The sequence below is a fragment of the Mariprofundus micogutta genome (genome assembly GCF_001895085.1).
Lineage (GTDB): Bacteria > Pseudomonadota > Zetaproteobacteria > Mariprofundales > Mariprofundaceae > Mariprofundus > Mariprofundus micogutta.
Map to the genome: position 1 here is coordinate 31,775 of NZ_BDFD01000001.1, position 17,771 is coordinate 49,545.

Annotated in this window: 17 protein-coding genes and 1 pseudogene; 10 read left to right on the top strand and 8 right to left on the bottom strand. The window is 49.4% G+C overall.

What is annotated here, in order from left to right:
* Nucleotides 1-4 precede the first annotated feature (4 nt).
* Genes MMIC_RS00175 through MMIC_RS00185 form a run of 3 tightly spaced genes read right to left on the bottom strand, consistent with a single transcriptional unit; the run spans nt 5 to nt 3,902 of the window.
* Entirely contained in the window at nt 5-1,504 is a 1,500-nt protein-coding gene (locus MMIC_RS00175) for an ABC transporter substrate-binding protein (RefSeq protein ID WP_072658493.1), read from the bottom strand.
* A complete protein-coding gene (locus MMIC_RS00180) occupies nt 1,501-2,760 on the bottom strand; it encodes a class I SAM-dependent RNA methyltransferase (protein ID WP_072658309.1) in 1,260 nt (419 codons plus the stop codon). The genes MMIC_RS00175 and MMIC_RS00180 overlap by 4 nt, the downstream gene beginning before the upstream one ends.
* A complete protein-coding gene (locus MMIC_RS00185) occupies nt 2,757-3,902 on the bottom strand; it encodes a class I SAM-dependent methyltransferase (RefSeq protein ID WP_072658310.1) in 1,146 nt (381 codons plus the stop codon). Before MMIC_RS00185 ends, MMIC_RS00180 begins: the two co-directional genes overlap by 4 nt.
* Nucleotides 3,903-3,966: 64 nt before the next feature.
* Between MMIC_RS00185 and trxA the strand changes: the two genes are divergently transcribed.
* The 3 genes from trxA (at nt 3,967) to MMIC_RS00200 (ending at nt 7,272) form a co-directional block, all read left to right on the top strand.
* On the top strand, nt 3,967-4,299 hold the full coding sequence (trxA, locus tag MMIC_RS00190; protein ID WP_072658311.1) for a thioredoxin TrxA: 333 nt from the start codon (nt 3,967-3,969) through the stop codon (nt 4,297-4,299).
* 86 nt (nt 4,300-4,385) lie between these two features.
* A complete protein-coding gene (locus tag MMIC_RS00195; protein WP_072658312.1) occupies nt 4,386-6,173 on the top strand; it encodes a hypothetical protein in 1,788 nt (595 codons plus the stop codon).
* Nucleotides 6,174-6,234: 61 nt separating this feature from the next.
* Complete coding sequence (locus MMIC_RS00200; protein WP_227819272.1) at nt 6,235-7,272, top strand: DNA adenine methylase; 1,038 nt, start codon at nt 6,235-6,237, stop codon at nt 7,270-7,272.
* Here the strand turns inward: MMIC_RS00200 and MMIC_RS00205 are convergent.
* Together MMIC_RS00205 and MMIC_RS00210 are read right to left on the bottom strand one after the other, a co-directional pair.
* The gene (locus MMIC_RS00205) at nt 7,269-8,261 is read right to left on the bottom strand and encodes a NotI family restriction endonuclease (protein WP_072658313.1); all 993 of its coding nucleotides are present in this window, start codon (nt 8,259-8,261) and stop codon (nt 7,269-7,271) included. The genes MMIC_RS00200 and MMIC_RS00205 overlap by 4 nt on opposite strands.
* 227 nt (nt 8,262-8,488) lie before the next feature.
* Nucleotides 8,489-8,728 carry a hypothetical protein gene (locus MMIC_RS00210; RefSeq protein ID WP_143144818.1) on the bottom strand — a complete coding sequence of 80 codons (240 nt, stop codon included), beginning with the start codon at nt 8,726-8,728 and terminating at the stop codon, nt 8,489-8,491.
* Nucleotides 8,729-8,853: 125 nt separating this feature from the next.
* On the opposite strand from MMIC_RS00210, the gene MMIC_RS00215 reads away from it, so the two are divergent.
* Nucleotides 8,854-9,324 carry a tRNA (cytidine(34)-2'-O)-methyltransferase gene (locus tag MMIC_RS00215; protein ID WP_072658315.1) on the top strand — a complete coding sequence of 157 codons (471 nt, stop codon included), beginning with the start codon at nt 8,854-8,856 and terminating at the stop codon, nt 9,322-9,324.
* 315 nt (nt 9,325-9,639) lie between these two features.
* On the opposite strand, the pseudogene MMIC_RS00220 reads toward MMIC_RS00215, so the two are convergent.
* The 3 genes and pseudogenes from MMIC_RS00220 to aat form a co-directional block, all read right to left on the bottom strand.
* Nucleotides 9,640-10,436 (bottom strand): annotated as a pseudogene (locus MMIC_RS00220) (carbon-nitrogen hydrolase family protein).
* 27 nt (nt 10,437-10,463) lie between these two features.
* On the bottom strand, nt 10,464-11,351 hold the full coding sequence (locus MMIC_RS00225) for a DUF4438 domain-containing protein (protein ID WP_072658316.1): 888 nt from the start codon (nt 11,349-11,351) through the stop codon (nt 10,464-10,466).
* Nucleotides 11,352-11,417: 66 nt separating this feature from the next.
* Nucleotides 11,418-12,035, bottom strand: coding sequence for a leucyl/phenylalanyl-tRNA--protein transferase (gene aat, locus MMIC_RS00230; protein ID WP_072658317.1), 618 nt, complete (start codon nt 12,033-12,035; stop codon nt 11,418-11,420).
* 159 nt (nt 12,036-12,194) lie between these two features.
* On the opposite strand from aat, the gene MMIC_RS00235 reads away from it, so the two are divergent.
* The 6 genes from MMIC_RS00235 to secF all read left to right on the top strand — a co-directional run bounded on the left by MMIC_RS00235 (nt 12,195) and on the right by secF (nt 17,762).
* Nucleotides 12,195-12,887: a hypothetical protein gene (locus MMIC_RS00235; RefSeq protein WP_143144819.1), complete on the top strand. Its 693-nt coding sequence runs from the start codon at nt 12,195-12,197 to the stop codon at nt 12,885-12,887.
* Nucleotides 12,888-12,976: 89 nt separating this feature from the next.
* The gene (locus MMIC_RS00240) at nt 12,977-13,603 is read left to right on the top strand and encodes a hypothetical protein (RefSeq protein ID WP_171966422.1); all 627 of its coding nucleotides are present in this window, start codon (nt 12,977-12,979) and stop codon (nt 13,601-13,603) included.
* Between the two features lie 42 nt (nt 13,604-13,645).
* Complete coding sequence (gene tgt / locus MMIC_RS00245; RefSeq protein WP_072658320.1) at nt 13,646-14,770, top strand: tRNA guanosine(34) transglycosylase Tgt; 1,125 nt, start codon at nt 13,646-13,648, stop codon at nt 14,768-14,770.
* Nucleotides 14,771-14,801: 31 nt separating this feature from the next.
* Entirely contained in the window at nt 14,802-15,200 is a 399-nt protein-coding gene (gene yajC / locus MMIC_RS00250; protein WP_083530356.1) for a preprotein translocase subunit YajC, read from the top strand.
* Between the two features lie 26 nt (nt 15,201-15,226).
* Nucleotides 15,227-16,807, top strand: a complete 1,581-nt coding sequence (secD, locus tag MMIC_RS00255; protein WP_072658321.1) for a protein translocase subunit SecD — start codon at nt 15,227-15,229, stop codon at nt 16,805-16,807.
* Between the two features lie 10 nt (nt 16,808-16,817).
* A complete protein-coding gene (gene secF / locus MMIC_RS00260; RefSeq protein ID WP_072658322.1) occupies nt 16,818-17,762 on the top strand; it encodes a protein translocase subunit SecF in 945 nt (314 codons plus the stop codon).
* Nucleotides 17,763-17,771: the final 9 nt, after the last annotated feature.

The window sequence follows — 17,771 nt, forward strand, 5'->3', positions numbered from 1 at the left end:
GCCTTCAGTCGCCCTGCCCGGACAGCTTAACAGACATCAGTCCTTTCAGATTACCATCAGGACTTGGCTTAAAACCGGAAATGCGAGGGCCTGAGACAGCAATCACCGGATCGTACCAGAGCGGTATATAAACCAGATCATGCTGCATCTGTTGCTGGACTTTGGCATAGATTGCTTTGCGCTCGGCCTGTGTTCCAGCCTCCGCTGCACTGTCCAGCCACGCATCCATCTGATCGTTGGCATAACGGCCACGATTTGCTCCTTTTGGCGGCCACATGTCCGAATGCAGTATCCAGCGGTAAATATCCGGATCGGTAATGCCTACCCAGGCCAGAGAGAATACCTGAAAATCGCCACGTTTGATGCGGGCATAAAAACCGCCCCACTCCAGCGATTCAATGGACACTTCCACACCAATCTCCTGCCACATGGCCGCAATAGCCGTTGCCAGACGCAAGCGGGTCGGGTCAGTACTGGTGCGATAATTGATCGTAAAACGCAGGCCACCCTCACCACGTTTGAATCCTGCTTCATCCAATAAGGATTCAGCTTTATCCCTGTCAAACTTGAGTTCAGACAACGGTGTTGATGCCCAGTGCGAGAATGTCAGCACTGTCTCGGCCAACACAGGCAGGTCGGCAAACAGTGCCTGTTTCAGCTTACGGCGATCCAAGGCCAGCATCAACGCTCGCCGAATGCGGATATCTCCCAGCATCTCATCCTGCATATTCAGGCCGATATAGGAGAAGGTTGTTGAAGGAGAAGTCTGAATATGCAAACCCTGCTGTTGCTTAATATAAGGCAACAGATGCGGAGGCAGATCATTCTGCACAAAATCAAGTTCTCCGCGTGTCAGTTTTAAAATACGGGTTACAGGGTCTTTAACACCGGAGAAACGAATGGCCGCCACACTGGCCTGTGTATCCACGCGCTGTAAAACGATGCTGCTTTCTGTCCAGCTACGAAGCTTGTATGCACCGCAACCGACCGTCTTACGTGCCTGATGTGGCTTGTGCGCCATCGATGCTGGCAATATACCCAGATTCAATCTGGTAAGCAGCGAGGCGTCCGGCTTTTTCAGGCGGATCACAACAACGCTATCGCCTTCAGCCGTTACAGTATCAATAGCGGCAAAACTCGCCTTTAAAGGACTGGTCAGCTTTGCATCCATCACCGCATTCAGAGTCGCTGCAACATCCGCCGCCTTCAGCATTGATCCATCGGAGAATTTCACTCCGGGCTTCAGATAAAAGCGCCATAACAGCGGTGCCGGATTCTCCCAACGCTCAGCCAGATCACCCTGCACCTGAAACTGCTCATCCAGCTGCAACAGGCCGCGATGAATAAAATCCTGAACGCGCACCGATGCTGCATCAGTTGCAAAGCGTGGATCCATGGTAATAGGCATCTGGGCAAGGCCCACACGCAATACGCCCCGATCTGATTCTGCTGACTGACATGAAAGCAGCAGCAAACAGGTCAATGTCAGCGTAATCAGTCTCAAGACTTCACCCACAAGCTCATTGCTTCAACATGCCCCGCGTAGGGGAACAGATCAAGTGCACGCAGGGCTTTCATGCGATACCCCTGTTGCTTAAGTATGGCAGCATCTCTGGCACCTGCAGCCGGATCACAGGAGACCATAATAATCATCTGCGGCAGCAGACGTGAAACCTGGTTGCAGACACGTTTCGCACCGCGTCTGGGTGGATCCAGAATAAGAACATCCGCACCGATATAAGGTGCCAGCGCAAATGCCTCAAACAGGTTAGCTACTTCAAACTGTGCATTGAGTTTCAGGGTTTTGCTGTTTTTCGATGCCGCCCGAATACTGGCCGCATTGAGTTCCGCGCCGAAAACAGTCGCGCCAGTGGAAGCCGCCAGTGGCAGTGAAAGGTTGCCGATACCACAGAACAGATCAGCAACCCTGCGCACAGGCCCGGCCCATTGCTGAATCTGACGAATCAAAAGCTGATTCCCCTCATGCTGCCCCTGCACAAAATCGTCAGGTCCAACCGTTAATGCAATGGAAGTATCACCTGCCGGTAGCAGATCATGGAACTGTTTCGCCGGTTTCTTCAGCGGCCGGGTTATCCGCTTCGCATCACGCCACCACCATTGCAGCGCTAGCTCATCCAAACTCTCAATATCAATGACCGGTGCTGAATCAGTCTCAATGATAATATGCATACCATCATGCAACTGCACTGCCTGCACACTGTTCACAGTATCCAGAGCAATGTCAGACTCAATCAATTTTCGCACCGCATTCAGTTCCTGTGTCACCACCATGCAGTGAGCATGACGAACAGCCTGATGCGTAGCTTGAGCATAAAAACCCAGGAAGTACCCCTGATCATCACTGCCAACAAACCAGCGCACACGCCTGCGGCACATATCCCCCTCTGCTTTGATGGCAATAAAATCCGTATCAGCTTCGCTGATATCCCTGAATGCATACTCAACCCAGGATGATTTCAGTGCGGCCTGTTGTTCAATCGGCATAAATTGCATGGCACAGCCACCGCACTGAGCTGCAACGGAGCATGGTGCTTGAATCCGCTCTGATGAAGCTTCGACGATATTGGTGATTTCACCACGATATACACCACGCCGTTTATCTGTGACGGTGATGTCAATCAAATCACCCGGCACAGCATTAGCAACAAGAATCGTCTCACCCTGTACGCGTACAGAAGAGTCTCCACCGGGAAGCACCTTTTCCACCCTGGCCTGAACGCTATCTCCAGTCGCAATCATCTGGACAAGTGATCCAGATGATCAAACTGATTCAGATAGTCGGGTCTGTCTGCTTCCATGCCTTTGGACTGCACCAGCATTTTGAATACCTCTCCCATACCAAATGGCATCAATACACGTTTGGCATGGGCCATCAAATGCATACTCACCTCATCCTGCTGGGCTGCCAGCGACTGTACAAAGGATTGCACCGATGGTGATTGCGCCAGCCATGCCCCTTGTGACATCCAGCAATGCGGTTTTAGTCCGACTGATTCACCGGCTTTCACCAGTGCGGTAAAATCAACATGGGCTGTAATATCGCGGCTACCCGGTTCACTTAATACATCTTCAACAGCCTGCTGACCGATATGTGCGAGCAATGTGCCTTCCACCCTTGCCTGACGATAATATTCCTGTTGCGAATAACCATAGTCGACAGTGAACACGAAACCGGACTCCACAATATCAGACAGTTTTTTCTGCCAGGAGGCCAGTGCCGGATTCCATTCACTGCTATATGTTTCAGGCCATGCAGCAGTCAATTCATCTGCAATCTGTAGTGTCTCTTCGCGCAGGGGCTCACCATCTTTCCAGCAAAACCCGTTTTCATCCAGACCAACGCCGCGCTCAAAAAACTGCTTCTCTTTGCGATGAAAACAGCGCACCGGAAAGGCATCAGGCAATTCATTACTGTAGACGACCATGTTCCGGCATGGCTGCAGATCTTCAAGCTGGCTCACAACATCAACAGACAAACCTTTTTCAGCAAACAGTTCGCGTTGACGCATCTGCAGATGCTTACTGCGCTCAACCGATATAACCCGGCCTGGCGGAGACATGGAAAACTGGGCAATAATATCCAATACAGAAGCCAGCAGCTTGCCCGAACCTGTCCCCTGTTCAAGCAGGGTCCATTGTTCAGGCTGCCCCAGCTGCTGCCAGCCCCAATAAATCAGGTCAGCAAACCCCAAAGACAACCACGGACCCAGTTCCGGCGCTGTAATGAAATCGCCTTTTTCACCGAAAATAGTTTTCGATTCGTAATAACCCAGCTCCGGTTCATAAAGAGCCGCCTGCATAAAACGGTCAAAAGGTAAAAAACCACCGGCCTCGATAATGTGATTGCGAAGCTTCTGCTCCAATAGATTTAATTCTGTCATGGTTGACGCTTATACCCCCCAGGATTAACGTATCGTATATTCCACAAACATACGAGGAAAACAGATGTCTTCAGATTTAATTATTCATGTCAGCGACGAAAGCTTCGATGCAGATGTATTGAAAGCTTCCGGCCCTGTTGTAGTTGATTTTTGGGCACCATGGTGTGGCCCATGCAAACAAATCGCGCCGATTCTGGACGAAGTGGCCAATGAGAAGCAAGGAACGGTCACCATCGCCAAAATCAACATCGATGACAACCCGAATACACCGGGCAAATACGGTGTGCGCGGCATCCCTACTCTGATGCTGTTCCGTGACGGTAACGTACAGGGAACCAAGGTTGGTGCAGTCAATAAAGCCAAGCTTACAGAGTTCATCGACGAACACCTGGCCTGATTCAAGTCACAGCCAAATCAAAAGGCAGGGTTCATCCCCAAGCCGTTCGACAAAGGTGTTGATGCAGCCCCTCTGTAGATGATATAATGCCTTTAGCCACAACGGCTAGAGGCATTTTTCATTTGGGCAAGAAATCTTTTTCAAGGATTCCGGTTGAGGCAAATGGCATTCAGGCCAACTTCTGCAAAAACCCTGCGTGTTCAAATTACGGAGTTCCTGCCAGCACGAAGAAACAGCCTCGCGGACCCGGTGCCGCATCGCGTGGGCGTGATAATTATACAGTAGTTGGATCAGGCCGGTCGGTTCCGGCAATTCACTGCCACCACTGTAATGAATATCCGCCGCTCAAAAGCAATCAGGGCATTAGCGAAGAGCTGGCGCGAATCAGCAGCTATCTGAGCATCGAGGAAGTGTGTTGCCCTAATCCTGCATGCGTAAATCATGCGGTAGGCGTGAGCGTCAGTCCTTCCGCATATCAGTCATTCGGGAAAACCAAGTCGGGATCGCCACGCTATCGTTGCAAAAAGTGCGGTAAGTCATTCTCTATTAAACGTGCAACTACAGGCCAAAAACAGCCACATAAAAACAAACTGATATTCAAACTCCTGATGAACAAAACGCCGTTCCGGCGCATCTGCGAAGTAGCGGATATATCGGAAGGCTCTCTGTATCCAAAGATCGACTTCCTGCATCGCCAGTGTCTTGCCTTTGCCTCAGACAGGGAAAGAAAACTGCTGGATGGAATGGCAATCCGCAGGCTCTATGTGAGCGTGGACCGTCAGGATTACATGGTGAACTGGAGTCAGAGATCAGATAAGCGGAACACCATTCTTTCATCCGTGGGAAGTGCTGATAACGAAACCGGCTACGTCTTCGGCATGCATCTCAATTATGACCCTTCATTGAACGCCTCTGAGATTGAGGAAGTAGCGATCTCCGCCGGAGACTATGCTGTAGCATTCCCATTCAGAGAGCATGCCAGGTTGTGGCTGCAAGGCGATTACGAAGACGCTGTAAGGCGTTCCGCAAATCCTCGCCTAAACGGATCACTTAATGGCCAGATCGAAGATGAATATGACGATGCAGTTCACCGCGAAGATGTAGAATCCAGCGAGCGCATCACCGGCACCAGAATGCTCCCTGCCAAAGGCACGCAGGTTCACTCTGAATACACGCTCTACGGGCATTTCTTCTTCCTGCACAAACTGTTTGGTGGCGTGGAGAAGGTACGCTTCTTCCTCGATCAGGATTCCGGCATGCGTGCCGCCTGCCTGGCAGCTTTTCAGCCGGAGATCGCAGCCCGAACCTGTGATGCCTTCTATGTACGGATCAACAAGGATATGACCGTGGATGAAAAGCGCCGGACTCTGGCTGACTCGCGCCGGGAATTCCGACAGGCTCAGAAAGCGAATCCAAGCCTGTCCGAAAGTGAAGTGAAACTCATGCTGATCAAGCAACGCATGGGTAACATGGCCGAGATCGGGAAGTGGAAGGATCGCTGGTTGCTGCATCCCTTCCCAAATATGAGCGAGCCGGAAAAGGCAATCTGTTATCTGACCGACTACGGAGACTATGACACCGATCATCAGGCATGGCTCTACAACAAGGCATCCATGCACGGTATTGACTGTTTCTTCATGCAGGTGCGGCGCAGGCTCTCTTTACTGGAGCGGCCCATAGCATCGGCAAGCGCAACAGGAAGACGGTGGTTTGGCTATTCAGCCTACAACCCTGAAAGTATCGTCAAGTTGCTCGACATATTCCGAGTATTCTATAACTACTGCCTTGTTGGGAGCGACAAAAAGACCCCGGCGATGAGGATTGGCTTGGCAAAAGGATCAGTACAGTTAGAAGACATCATCTACCACCAATAATCACTTGATCTCAGTCAATACACATAATACAATCCGTGAACGTTCACGGAGGAAATGAAGAGTGAGTAATGATGCTACGTCTTTAGTTCGACAAAAGAAGCGGTTGTCAAGAATGGCCGAGCGTGGGCTGCAAAGAAGCACGGTGCTCGTTCATGAGAAAAACAAAGAATCACTCGATATCCTTCGCCCTCATTTTGCAGATCCCAATTGTGCAGACACCCTCGTTGATCTAGCAAAAACCGCTTCAAAGAAAACCAAAACTGTGAATGTTGCGCAGGTGAAACACCTCAGTCCATTCAGGTACCCCGGCGGCAAGACTTGGTTGGTGCCAGAGGTTAGGCGTTGGATGTCATCTTTGAATTACAGGCCTACTCACTTTGTTGAGCCCTTTGCCGGAGGCGCTATTACAGGGCTGACTATTGCGGCTGAAGGTTTGGCTGATCGGGTTGTGCTGTGTGAGATGGATGCAGATGTGGCTGCGGTATGGCATGTAGTGTTTGGGAATAGCGATGCTGATGCGGACTGGCTCTTTAACCAGATTGAATCTGCAAGACTCACCGAAACATTTGTTCGGTCAATCATTGAGTCAAATCCCCGCGCCATGAGAAAGCGTGCATTTAGAACGATTCTGAAAAATCGCTGTCAAAGAGGCGGTATTCTCGCCCCTGGCGCTGGGCTCGTTAAAGCCGGCGAAAATGGAAAAGGTCTTTTGTCCAGATGGTATCCAGAAACTCTTGTTAAGCGAATGAGTCTTTTGCGATCCATTCGAGAGAGAATCACCTTTATAGAGGGTGATGCCTTTGATGTGATTAACGAATATGCCGCAAACGACCATGCAGCCTTCCTGATAGACCCTCCATACTCTCTTGGTGGAAAGAAAGCAGGCTCTCGCCTTTATACACATAATGCGATTGACCACGAGATGCTGTTTTTAGAAATTAGTCAAGTGAACGGTCAGTTTTTGATGACCTACGATGATGCACGGGAAGTTGTTGATATGGCAGCTCGCCACAATCTGGTGGTTGCAAAGGTGCCAATGAAAAACACCCACCACGCAATCATGTACGAGCTCTTAATCAAGAAGCCCACTCAAGATTAGAGATTGAATACTTTATCTGCCCTTGGAGGGACTGGGTTTCCATCTTTATCTGTGGGTGCCACAAGGTCCCTTACTGTGTCTTCAAACTCTTGATGGGACATTGCTGAAACGGCATTCAGGGCATCTTTTGCTGCCGCAATAGTGCAATACAAATAGTTTGTTACAGACAACCCGCTACTGCCGTCCAACGAAACGATTGCAAATACAACTTCACATGTATTGAGCTTGTGCTCTTCAGTCTTGATTGGGTTATCCTTATATGCCTCTGGAACTGCAACCTCTTGAACTGTGGACATGTTACTTCCTACAAATTCATCTACCAAAACCACTGTCTTTCTGTTTGTGCTGCGAAGGTGTTGCGCTTTGCTTTCTAGCTGAGGAGCTAAACGCTTTGGAACTGAGCTTTTATAGTCTGGTCTGCGGGTATTGGGCGGCATTGTCATATCGCCATTGGATTCGATAAAAGCTCTAAAAGTATGGTCTTGGGATGTACCTTGCATATAAACGGACTGCGTTTCAACCGCACAAAACCTTGTGGGATTATCTCCATCTACAAGAAGCCAATCAATTCGCCCTGCTGCTTGGGGTGTCCCGCTTTTGTTGGTCTTAGTCAAGCTGACTGAATACGGAACCTCTTTTACAAGAATTGGCGATATTTGGTCGCCTAAAATCTTATGGGCTATCTCACGAAGAACATTTCTGCTTACCAATCGAGATGGACAGATAGCGACCTTAATACCTTCGAGAGAAACCTGATCGTTGTTCTGTGAATACAATTGAACAGAACATACTCCTCCCTTTTTTGAGCACTTCTTTTCCAATCGTGTTACTGAAGACAGGTATGGGCATATCCTGTTAAATTCATCGATTGGTTTTAGAGCGTCTTCCGCAATGGACTGTCTTTCTTTGCTAGATGATGACTCGACATCACACCCAAACCATTCAGATGGTCCCCACAATTTTGTCGAAGCCGAAGAATCCCTTGCCATGGATGCCCTCCCTATCCACTAGATACAGCAAAATAGGCAGAAGTGACCTGTTTATCAAGGTAGTTGTGTTCAAGCACAAAAAAGGCAGCGAATTGTTCGCTGCCTTTGAGTCGTGGTATCAACACCTTTATCGAACGGCTTGGTTCATCCCCTGCCTTTTTTGTTTGCGAACTATTCGCCGGTTTCTATATACGTATATCGCTATAGTATAACTCTGGCTAACCTACTCACATGCCCGGAAACCAGAATACAGATTTACCGGATGCCGTTCGTCCGGAATACATGCCTCCGCCCACTGTTCCACGCGCACCGCCTGTAGAACCATAACCATGGGTTACCGAGCCTCCGCCTTGTTGGCGCTGCACCGCTTGCAAGGCTGCAACGATATTCGTGATCGCTGGGCCACCCTCAGCGCCCAGATTACCCTGAGCATCCAACCAGTACCTCCCCTGATATAGCCTTGTCATTCAATCTCAACTTTCCCATTTAACACTAAGGTATCTGAAATGTCGCATTAACTGATTATGACCGCTGCCGAATAGCTGTCATTCAAATGTTGCCTTAGAAAGCGGCTTACTGAAGTCTGCAGAGCATGAATAATCCATCACTGCATATCGTACTTGTTGAGCCGGAGATTCCTCCGAATACAGGGAACATTGCACGGCTGTGCGGGTGCACCGGGTGCACCCTGCATCTGGTACATCCACTCGGCTTTGATGTGGACGAAAAAGCAGTGCGTCGAGCCGGACTCGATTACTGGCAACATCTGGATATTCACCACCATCAGAACTGGCAGGAAGTACGTCAATTTATCGGTGAGGAATGCAACTGGTACGGGCTTAGCTCCAAGGTCAAAACCAGCTTCTGGGATGTCACTTACAGCTCTGGTGACGTGTTGGTTTTCGGCCCTGAAACCAGAGGCCTGAGTGAAATCATTTTAAACGACATTAATCCGGTCACTATACCCATGCGGGATGACGCAGCAGTGCGCTCACTGAATCTGTCCAATGCATGTTCGATTGCCGTGTTTGAAGCCTTAAGACAGTTGAAAACACTGGATTAACAAGGAATTATCCACTGCTAATATATGCGCATGAAGTTCTTTTAATAATTAGCGCACCATAATAAATACCACATGAAAAATAAACCATAAACATATGTTTTTATTGGCTTATATTATGTGCATAAATTTTGTGCACGAAGTGGGCCGACTTTCTATGAGTAAGCTGTTGCCTAAATATGCATTTCTTATCCACCGAGTTATCCACAGCTTCTGTGGATAGGTGCTGTAAGTCCTTTTGTTTCAACGCTTACAGAAATATCTGCCTGTGCATGAGTCTGTTGCATCAAATTGATGGAACCGGCGTGCACTGACAAGTTATAGCTTTTTATGCCTCAAAACTGGCATCGATTCCCTGACTCGATTGAGCTCGGCCATGGACAAATCAGCCACAACAAACCCCTGCCCTTCAGCAAGCTCATCCACCACCTCTCCCCATGGGTTGATAATCATACTGTGACCCCAGGTTTGCCTGCCATCGGGATGCCTTCCAGACTGTGCAGATGCCAGCACATACATTGATTTTCGATTGCTCTGGCCCTTAACAGCGCCTGCCAATGCGCATGCCCTGTAGTGGCCGTAAATGCCGCCACATTACTCAATACATGGCATCCCTCTTCAATATAAGATCGATACAACTCAGGGAAGCGTAAATCGTAACAGATACTCAGACCAATCTTGAAATGCCCCATACTGACAGAAACCGGCACATCCCCTGCTTCAATCAAAGCCGACTCATGATAAAACTCATCCTGATAATCCATATCAAACAGATGAATCTTATCATAGACAGTCAGAAGCTTGCCCCGGGCATCGAAAACAGGACAAGTATTGCGAAGCTTATCCCCTGCCCCTTTCAACAGCAGCGTGCCGCCAATAATCGCCACACCATGTTTTTCAGCCTGCTCTGCCAGGAACCTTAATACAGATGAATCGTGCTGCTCTTCTGCACTGCTCCGCTTCTGCTGGTCAGAGCAGCCCATAGATGCGAAATTTTCGGGCAGCAGTGCCAGTTCAACACCTTCCTGCACTGCCTCCCCAAGCAGCTTATCAACAACATCAAAGTTTCTTTCCTGCTCTCTGACCGAAGAGAGTTGCAGGCATGCAACGCGCATCTTAAGCGCAACCTTTATTCAACACGCTTATGCATCCGAAAAGCGGCCAATTTTGTTGATCACACCAAGATTTGCGCCATCTGAAATAACCGGTATCAGTTTGCCATCACAGGCACTCATCAAGGTCATCATACCGGGGCCATGCCCTGCCAGAGGTGAGTCGGAGTGAATGACCACGCCAATGGTAACCGCCCCCTTGCGATAGGTACGGCCATATCGATTATCATGATCCATCACCGCCACAAAATCACCAAAGCGAAGCTTGTCCATACCATGTTCTTTTACAGTAGCTTCATCATGACAGAGAATATCATAATCGCCGCTAACCACAGATAGCGAACCAATACCTGAACCCATGGCATGACCGGGCACAATCACATTTACCGGCACCTCTATCTTGCCATCTTGTCGCTCTTTCAAGCCCCAGCCATCGAGAACATCGGGATCAAGGTTATAAATATAAACACTTTCATGATCGACCAGTTTCAGTCCCTGCCCATAACCTTTAACCAGAAATTTATCGTCGCAGGTAAGCTTATCGAGCGTGGCATCAGGAAAATCGAGCATCAGGTGATCAACACCACCATGATGCCCCAGCACCGTGCCCTTCTGCCCTTTGGCCGCACCGGAAATCACGGTTACTTCGTTGCCACAGCAGGCAAGAAACTGATATCCCGACTCACATTTGCGATTTTTGTGATTCATCGTTGAGGAAACGCCGGGTTCGATATGTTCACCAGCCCAACCAAACACCGAATCACCGATCTTTACGTTATAAGTAATACCACCAGTAGAAGGCCAGGCAAAAACCTCACCTGCCGCGCCGACTTCAAACGGCGCCCATTGATGCGCCGGGGCAACTCCGCCCTGCACTGCAGTTTTTACTAATTGTTCACGATTGGTATTCAAACTCATAGATCATCCTTCATTCTTGCATTGAAGAGAATTAGTAACGAAAAGCATCCAAACAATCAATCACGGCTACGCAGAAATCAAAGCTACAAATTGATCTCGCCCTATCTCACGCGCACCAAGACTCTCGAGATGTCCGGTATGAAATTGGCAATCGATCAATTTCCAGCCATCGCGCAATGCCCATTCACACAATGCTGCCAGCGCAATCTTGGACGCATCGATTTTGCAACTAAACATCGATTCGGCAAAAAAAACACCGTGATGCAACACCCCATACAAGCCCCCAATCAAAGCATTGCTCTGCCATATCTCAACCGAGTGCGCATAACCCTCCGCATGCATCTGCTTATATGCTTCCATCATTGCCGGCAATATCCACGTCCCGCTCTCCCCTTTACGGGGAATCTCTGCACAGGCCTGAATCACAGCATCAAATGATTCATCAATAGATACACTATATATATCCTGCCGCATTCTTCTTGCCAGACGTCTGGAGCAGTGGAATTCGGCTGGAAACAGCACCATGCGGGGATCCGGTGACCACCAGAGAATCGGTTGATCTTGCGAGTACCAGGGAAAAATACCTTTCGCATACGCAGCCAGCAGCGTTTGCGGCTGCAAGTCGCCACCGGCAGCAAGCAGACCCTCTTCGTTGGCCAGCGAAGGATCGGGAAACTCTATCATGGTCTAAAACTAGACTTTCACATCACCGGATGTCCAGATCACCACCCTCAATCCCGCTTTGAAATACCAACCATGCTTACACTTGACTTATTAGCTTATCATAATACAATTATGAGTGTTTTATTTTGTGAACTGATAATGATTACACTGAGGCCTGCCATGAGTGACACAACTGCTGCTGCACATGAAATATTTGAACATGAAGAGAAAGCCGTTCGAAAAAGGGTGAATCGATTCAGAACGATCCAGAACCTCATATGGATCAGCTGCCTTGCTGCCGGTGGTATCTTTTTCGGCTGGATAGCCATGGCCCATCATCAGAATGGCATTCCACTGGAGGAGCTGGCAGTGACTGCCCTGCCAATCCTGATGTGGGGAACGATTGCCATTACCGCTGCCTATGTCGTTTTTGTGATGATCTATTTTGGCATAGTACGTGCAATTTACCACTCACAAAGCGTGGTGCACCCGCGCCTGAATGATCAACTGCACCCTGATGAGCATCGCCAATTCAACTGGCACAGCTATTTCAGAAAGAACCATAACCGTGAAGCCCGGCGCATTGATGCTGTACTTGTCATCACCATGAAGGTTACAAAACTCGTCAGTATGTTTGCGCTGATTGGCTTCGGTCAGTTTGCCTGGATGTACCTGATGGATCTTACCGGACAGGAACTGATGGATGAACACTACTCATTCCTGGGACTGGTGGATTTAACCCTGTTCTCCTGCCTCGTGCTGTATGTCGTTGTCCTGCTTGCCATTCGTGTAGGCGCTCTCGGCAAGAGAGGCAAAGAGCACAAATGGGCCAAAGAACATCACCCTGCATCGGACCCGAACAGGGCAAGGTAAACAGCACAGGCTTGCTGTAATCCACCTCGAAGTTAGGCTGCCGTGCGGTTTTGAATGAAACCGTAAGGCAGAGACAACACGAGGATATGATGAATAAACCGGAGAATAACGCAGCACTGGAGCAGTTCCTGAAAGAAAACAGACAAGTTCATGACAAGGTACTCCGTCTCAAACGTTTAAAAAATATCATCTGGATGTTGCTCGTGATCCCAAGCATTGGTCTGGCTTCATTCATCGCCTACAATCACTCTGCGATGGAGCCTCAGGCACTGGCTGAATTCGCCATCCCGTTATTGAAATGGGGAGCTTTGGTTTGCACCATCATCTACCTGGCCTATATCGTTATGCATGTTCCTGTGGTTCGTGCAATCTATCAGGCGAAAAGCGTCATTTTTCCCCGTTATAACGCAGAGCTTGCAGAACACGAGCAGCAAACCTTTCAGTGGCAATCCTACTTTTCCGAAAAAGAGAGCAATATACCAAGCGGTAAAAGCGTTGCTTTCATTCTGGGGGCCAAGGTCGTCAGCCTGTTCCTGCTTATCATCTTTTATCAATTCTCATGGATTCATGCGCTTGGACGAATCGGTGTAGAATTAAACAATGATCACTACTCCTTTATGGGCTTTATCGATTTTGCCCTGTTTTCATCCCTGATTCTATTCGCTGTGGTATTGATCTTCACGCGCGTCTCCTCATTGGCGAATAAAAAGAAGTGAATCCCTTGCTGCAAGGCTAAGCAGACGTCAGTCTGCGGCGCCATGGCAGCACTCTCCTTTGAAATTCTGGCAAAAGATGAATCGGGTTATGCCCGTCGTGGCCGCATGCAGCTGCCGCACGGCATTGTAGAAACCCCGGTTTTCATGCCCGTTGGTACACAGGCGACAGTAAAAAGTCTGACCCCTGCTGACCTTACCGATGATATCAATGCCAGCATTATTCTCGGCAACACCTATCACCTGATGTTACGTCCCGGCGCCGATCTGGTCGAAAAGATGGGCGGACTGCATCAATTCATGGCCTGGGAGCGTCCGATTCTGACCGACTCGGGTGGTTTTCAGGTCTGGTCTCTGGGTGAATTACGCAAGATTGAACAACATGGCGTGCGCTTCCGCTCCCATATTGACGGCCGTGAAGTATTCCTGGGCCCCAAAGAGAGCATGGAGATCCAACGCAAACTAGGCAGTGATATTGTCATGGCCTTTGATGAGTGCACCCCCTACCCCGCTACTTTAGAGGAAGCAGAAGCGTCCATGCAGCTTTCCATGCGCTGGGCAGGAGAATGTCGTGAACATCTTCCTGCGGGAGATACTCAGGCACTATTCGGCATTGTGCAGGGTGGCATGTATCCGGAACTTCGTTTGCAAAGCCTGGAAGCGATTGCAGCCATTGATTTTGAGGGCATTGCTATCGGTGGACTATCAGTCGGCGAACCCAAACAGGAGATGATGGGCATGATGGATGCCCTCGCACCGCATCTCCCGGAAGATAAGCCGCACTATGTTATGGGAGTCGGCACTCCTGATGATCTCATCGAAGGCATTGACCGCGGCATCGATATGTTTGACTGCGTCATGCCAAGCCGGAATGCACGAAACGGCACTCTTTTTACCGATGATGGCAAGATTAATATCAAAAACCTCAAACACTTCGATGATGAGAGGCCCATCATGGAATCGTGTAACTGCTATACCTGCAAGCACTTTTCCCGTTCTTATTTGCGCCATCTGTATATGGCAAAAGAAATTTTAAGTTCGAGGTTGAATACCTTGCACAATCTTCACTACTATTGCGACCTCATGCATCGAGCCAGAACCGCGCTTGAGGAGGGAAACTGGCCCCAATTTCGAGATCAGTTTTTACAACGCTACCGTGGTGAAGCATAATCGCCACAATAATTCAGGAGTTTTACCTAACATGAAATCACCAATCTCTTTTTCACTTGCAAGCTTTGCTTTTGCAATGAGCTTTGTTACCCCGGCATATGCTGAAGCAGCAGCCGGTGCGGATGGCGGCTTTGCTTCTCTGATCCCGCTGTTGCTGATCATGGTAATCTTCTATTTTCTGCTGATTCGCCCACAACAGAAGAAGCTTAAGGATCACCGTAACATGGTCGACTCACTGAAAAAAGGCGACAAGGTTATGACTGGCGGTGGCATTTATGGCCGAATCACAGCAGTGAATGACGATACTGTGAAAGTTGAAATCGCCTCTGGTGTCATCATCAAGGTGAGCAGAGACACCGTAGCCGGACTGGCAGAGGCAGCGGTTGCAAAAACCGACAAGCCTGCTAAAACAAACGAAGCAAAAGACTAATCGCTCCACATTAAAGGATTTCACTCATGCATAGCTTCCCACGCTGGAAAATCTGGTTAATTCTAACCGTACTGCTCGTATCCCTGATGGGAGCGCTTCCAAACATGACCACACCGCCAACATGGTGGCCTTCCGCCCTTAGCAATCCGATGACCCTGGGTCTGGATTTGAAGGGTGGCATACATCTGGTTCTGGATGTGGATGTGGACAAAGCTGTGGCGCACGGCGTTGAAGAGGACATTGATTCGGCTCGTCAGGAACTGCGCAAAGCGAAAATCCGCTACCGCAGCTTATCTGCCGAAGGTAATACACTGAGCATCGTCATCAAGGAAACTGCAGAAATGGATGCCGCCGCGAAGCTACTGGCGGATGCATTGGGCAGCTATGATATCTCCCCTGCAGCCGACAACACGTTTACCCTTGTCCTGAAAGAAAGTGTAGCCGACGAAACACGCAAGTTTGCCGTGGATCAGGCAATTGAAGTGATTCGTAACCGTATTGATGCACTGGGCACAACTGAGCCTATCATCGTTAAACAGGGTGCGCGTCGCATTCTGGTACAGATCCCCGGCTTTGAAGACAGTGCACGCGCCAAGGACTTGATTGGCCGTACCGCCCAGCTTGAGTTCAAACTTGTTGATGAAAAAGGCAGCCTTGATAAGGCGCTTGCAGGTCAACTACCTATGGGCGACATTATCATGTACGGACCTGAACAGACCCGTAACGGTCAGACATTCCGTCAACCGTATCTGCTGAAAAAACGCACTGAACTTTCCGGCAACGAAATCTCAGATGCACGTGTGTCGATTGACTCACGCTTCAATGAATATGCAGTGACACTGAAATTCAACAGCAAGGGTGCTCGCAAGTTCGACAAACTGACTGCCGCGCATGTGGGCGAACGTTTTGCCATTGTCCTCGAAGGCACAGTCAACTCAGCCCCTGTAATTCGCGAACGCATCGCCGGAGGCTCTGCCCAGATTACCGGCAGCTTCTCTCCTGAAGAAGCACATGACCTGGCCATCATTCTGCGTGCAGGTGCCCTGCCCGCTCCGGTTGAAGTTGTTGAAGAGCGTTCCATCGGCCCCAGCCTTGGTCAGGACTCCATTGATCAGGGTATGAACTCCATCATTATCGGTTCGATTCTGGTGCTGATCTTCATGGCTGTTTATTATCGCATGTTCGGTCTGGTTGCCAACGTAGCCCTGATCTTCAACATGCTGCTGATTCTGGCAGCCATGAGCATTATCGGGGGCACCCTTACCCTGCCGGGTATAGCAGGTGTCGTGTTAACCATCGGTATGGCAGTGGATGCCAATGTACTGATCTTTGAACGTATCCGTGAAGAGCTGAGACTGGGTAAAACACCGCTGGCAGCCATTGACGGCGGTTATGACAAAGCACTGTCTACCATCGTGGATGCCAACATCACCACACTGATTGCAGCCATCGTGCTGTTCCAGTTTGGCTCGGGACCAGTCAAAGGTTTCGCAGTTACCCTTTCCGTAGGTATTCTGGCGTCCATGTTTACCGCCATTATGGTTACCAGGGCCATCATCGCGATGTCGACCGCCAAACGCAGCCGCATCGAAAAATTGAGCATCTGAGGCTTCTGACATGCAACTGATTAGTAATGACCACCACTTTGATTTTATCGGAAAACGCAAATTTGCCCTCATCATCTCCGCAATCATGCTGATTGTCTCTCTGGGTGCCCTGGCTGGCAAAGGGCTCAATTTCAGCATCGACTTCACCGGTGGTACGCTGGTTGAAGTGAAATTTGCCAATGCTCCGGCGATTGCCGATGTACGAGCAGCCATATCCCCGAAAGGATATGGCAATGCCATGATCCAGGAATTCGGATCGCCTGAAGAGATTCTCATCCGTGTGCAGAACAGTGACACAGAAAAATCATCCACCATCAGCAACTCCATTCTTGATGGGCTGTCGGAGAAATTCACTGCCGATGCCATAGAAATGCGCCGCGTTGAATTCGTTGGTCCGCAGGTTGGAGAAGAGCTGACCCGCGCCGGCATCATGGCCGTGCTGATCTCAATGCTGGCCATTCTGATCTATGTCACATTCCGCTTCGAGTTCCGCTTTGCTCTCGGTGCAGACGCTGCCCTGATACACGATATCACTATCGTACTCGGTCTGTTTGCCCTTACCGGCAAGGAGTTCTCTCTGCCGGTGATTGCAGCACTGCTGACTGTGATCGGTTACTCATTAAATGACACCATCGTAGTATTTGACCGCATTCGAGAAAACATGGCCGCCAACCGCAAACGCAAAACGCCTGAAACTGAAGTTGACGTGGTGAATGGCTCCATTAACCAGACACTTTCCCGCACCTTGATGACATCACTGACCACCCTTCTGGTGGTGCTCGCCCTGTTTTTCCTCGGCGGTGAAGTGATTCATGATTTTGCCTTTGCTCTGATTGCAGGCATTTTTGTCGGCACCTACTCATCCATCTACGTTGCCAGCCCTGTCATGCTGTCTCTCGAAGGCAAATTCAAGGCGGACGAAGACGAGATCAAAGAGATGGAAGCAAGGCCCTGATTCCTGCAT

Bases quoted from the DNA above. Each gene is read 5' to 3' on its own strand.
- MMIC_RS00180 (WP_072658309.1), bottom strand. From the start codon at position 2,760: ATGATTGCGACTGGAGATAGCGTTCAGGCCAGGGTGGAAAAGGTGCTT.
- MMIC_RS00185 (WP_072658310.1), bottom strand. From the start codon at position 3,902: ATGACAGAATTAAATCTATTGGAGCAGAAGCTTCGCAATCACATTATC.
- trxA (WP_072658311.1), top strand. From the start codon at position 3,967: ATGTCTTCAGATTTAATTATTCATGTCAGCGACGAAAGCTTCGATGCA.
- MMIC_RS00195 (WP_072658312.1), top strand. From the start codon at position 4,386: ATGCCTTTAGCCACAACGGCTAGAGGCATTTTTCATTTGGGCAAGAAA.
- MMIC_RS00205 (WP_072658313.1), bottom strand. From the start codon at position 8,261: ATGGCAAGGGATTCTTCGGCTTCGACAAAATTGTGGGGACCATCTGAA.
- MMIC_RS00210 (WP_143144818.1), bottom strand. From the start codon at position 8,728: ATGACAAGGCTATATCAGGGGAGGTACTGGTTGGATGCTCAGGGTAAT.
- MMIC_RS00215 (WP_072658315.1), top strand. From the start codon at position 8,854: ATGAATAATCCATCACTGCATATCGTACTTGTTGAGCCGGAGATTCCT.
- MMIC_RS00225 (WP_072658316.1), bottom strand. From the start codon at position 11,351: ATGAGTTTGAATACCAATCGTGAACAATTAGTAAAAACTGCAGTGCAG.
- aat (WP_072658317.1), bottom strand. From the start codon at position 12,035: ATGATAGAGTTTCCCGATCCTTCGCTGGCCAACGAAGAGGGTCTGCTT.
- MMIC_RS00235 (WP_143144819.1), top strand. From the start codon at position 12,195: ATGAGTGACACAACTGCTGCTGCACATGAAATATTTGAACATGAAGAG.
- MMIC_RS00240 (WP_171966422.1), top strand. From the start codon at position 12,977: ATGAATAAACCGGAGAATAACGCAGCACTGGAGCAGTTCCTGAAAGAA.
- tgt (WP_072658320.1), top strand. From the start codon at position 13,646: ATGGCAGCACTCTCCTTTGAAATTCTGGCAAAAGATGAATCGGGTTAT.
- yajC (WP_083530356.1), top strand. From the start codon at position 14,802: ATGAAATCACCAATCTCTTTTTCACTTGCAAGCTTTGCTTTTGCAATG.
- secD (WP_072658321.1), top strand. From the start codon at position 15,227: ATGCATAGCTTCCCACGCTGGAAAATCTGGTTAATTCTAACCGTACTG.
- secF (WP_072658322.1), top strand. From the start codon at position 16,818: ATGCAACTGATTAGTAATGACCACCACTTTGATTTTATCGGAAAACGC.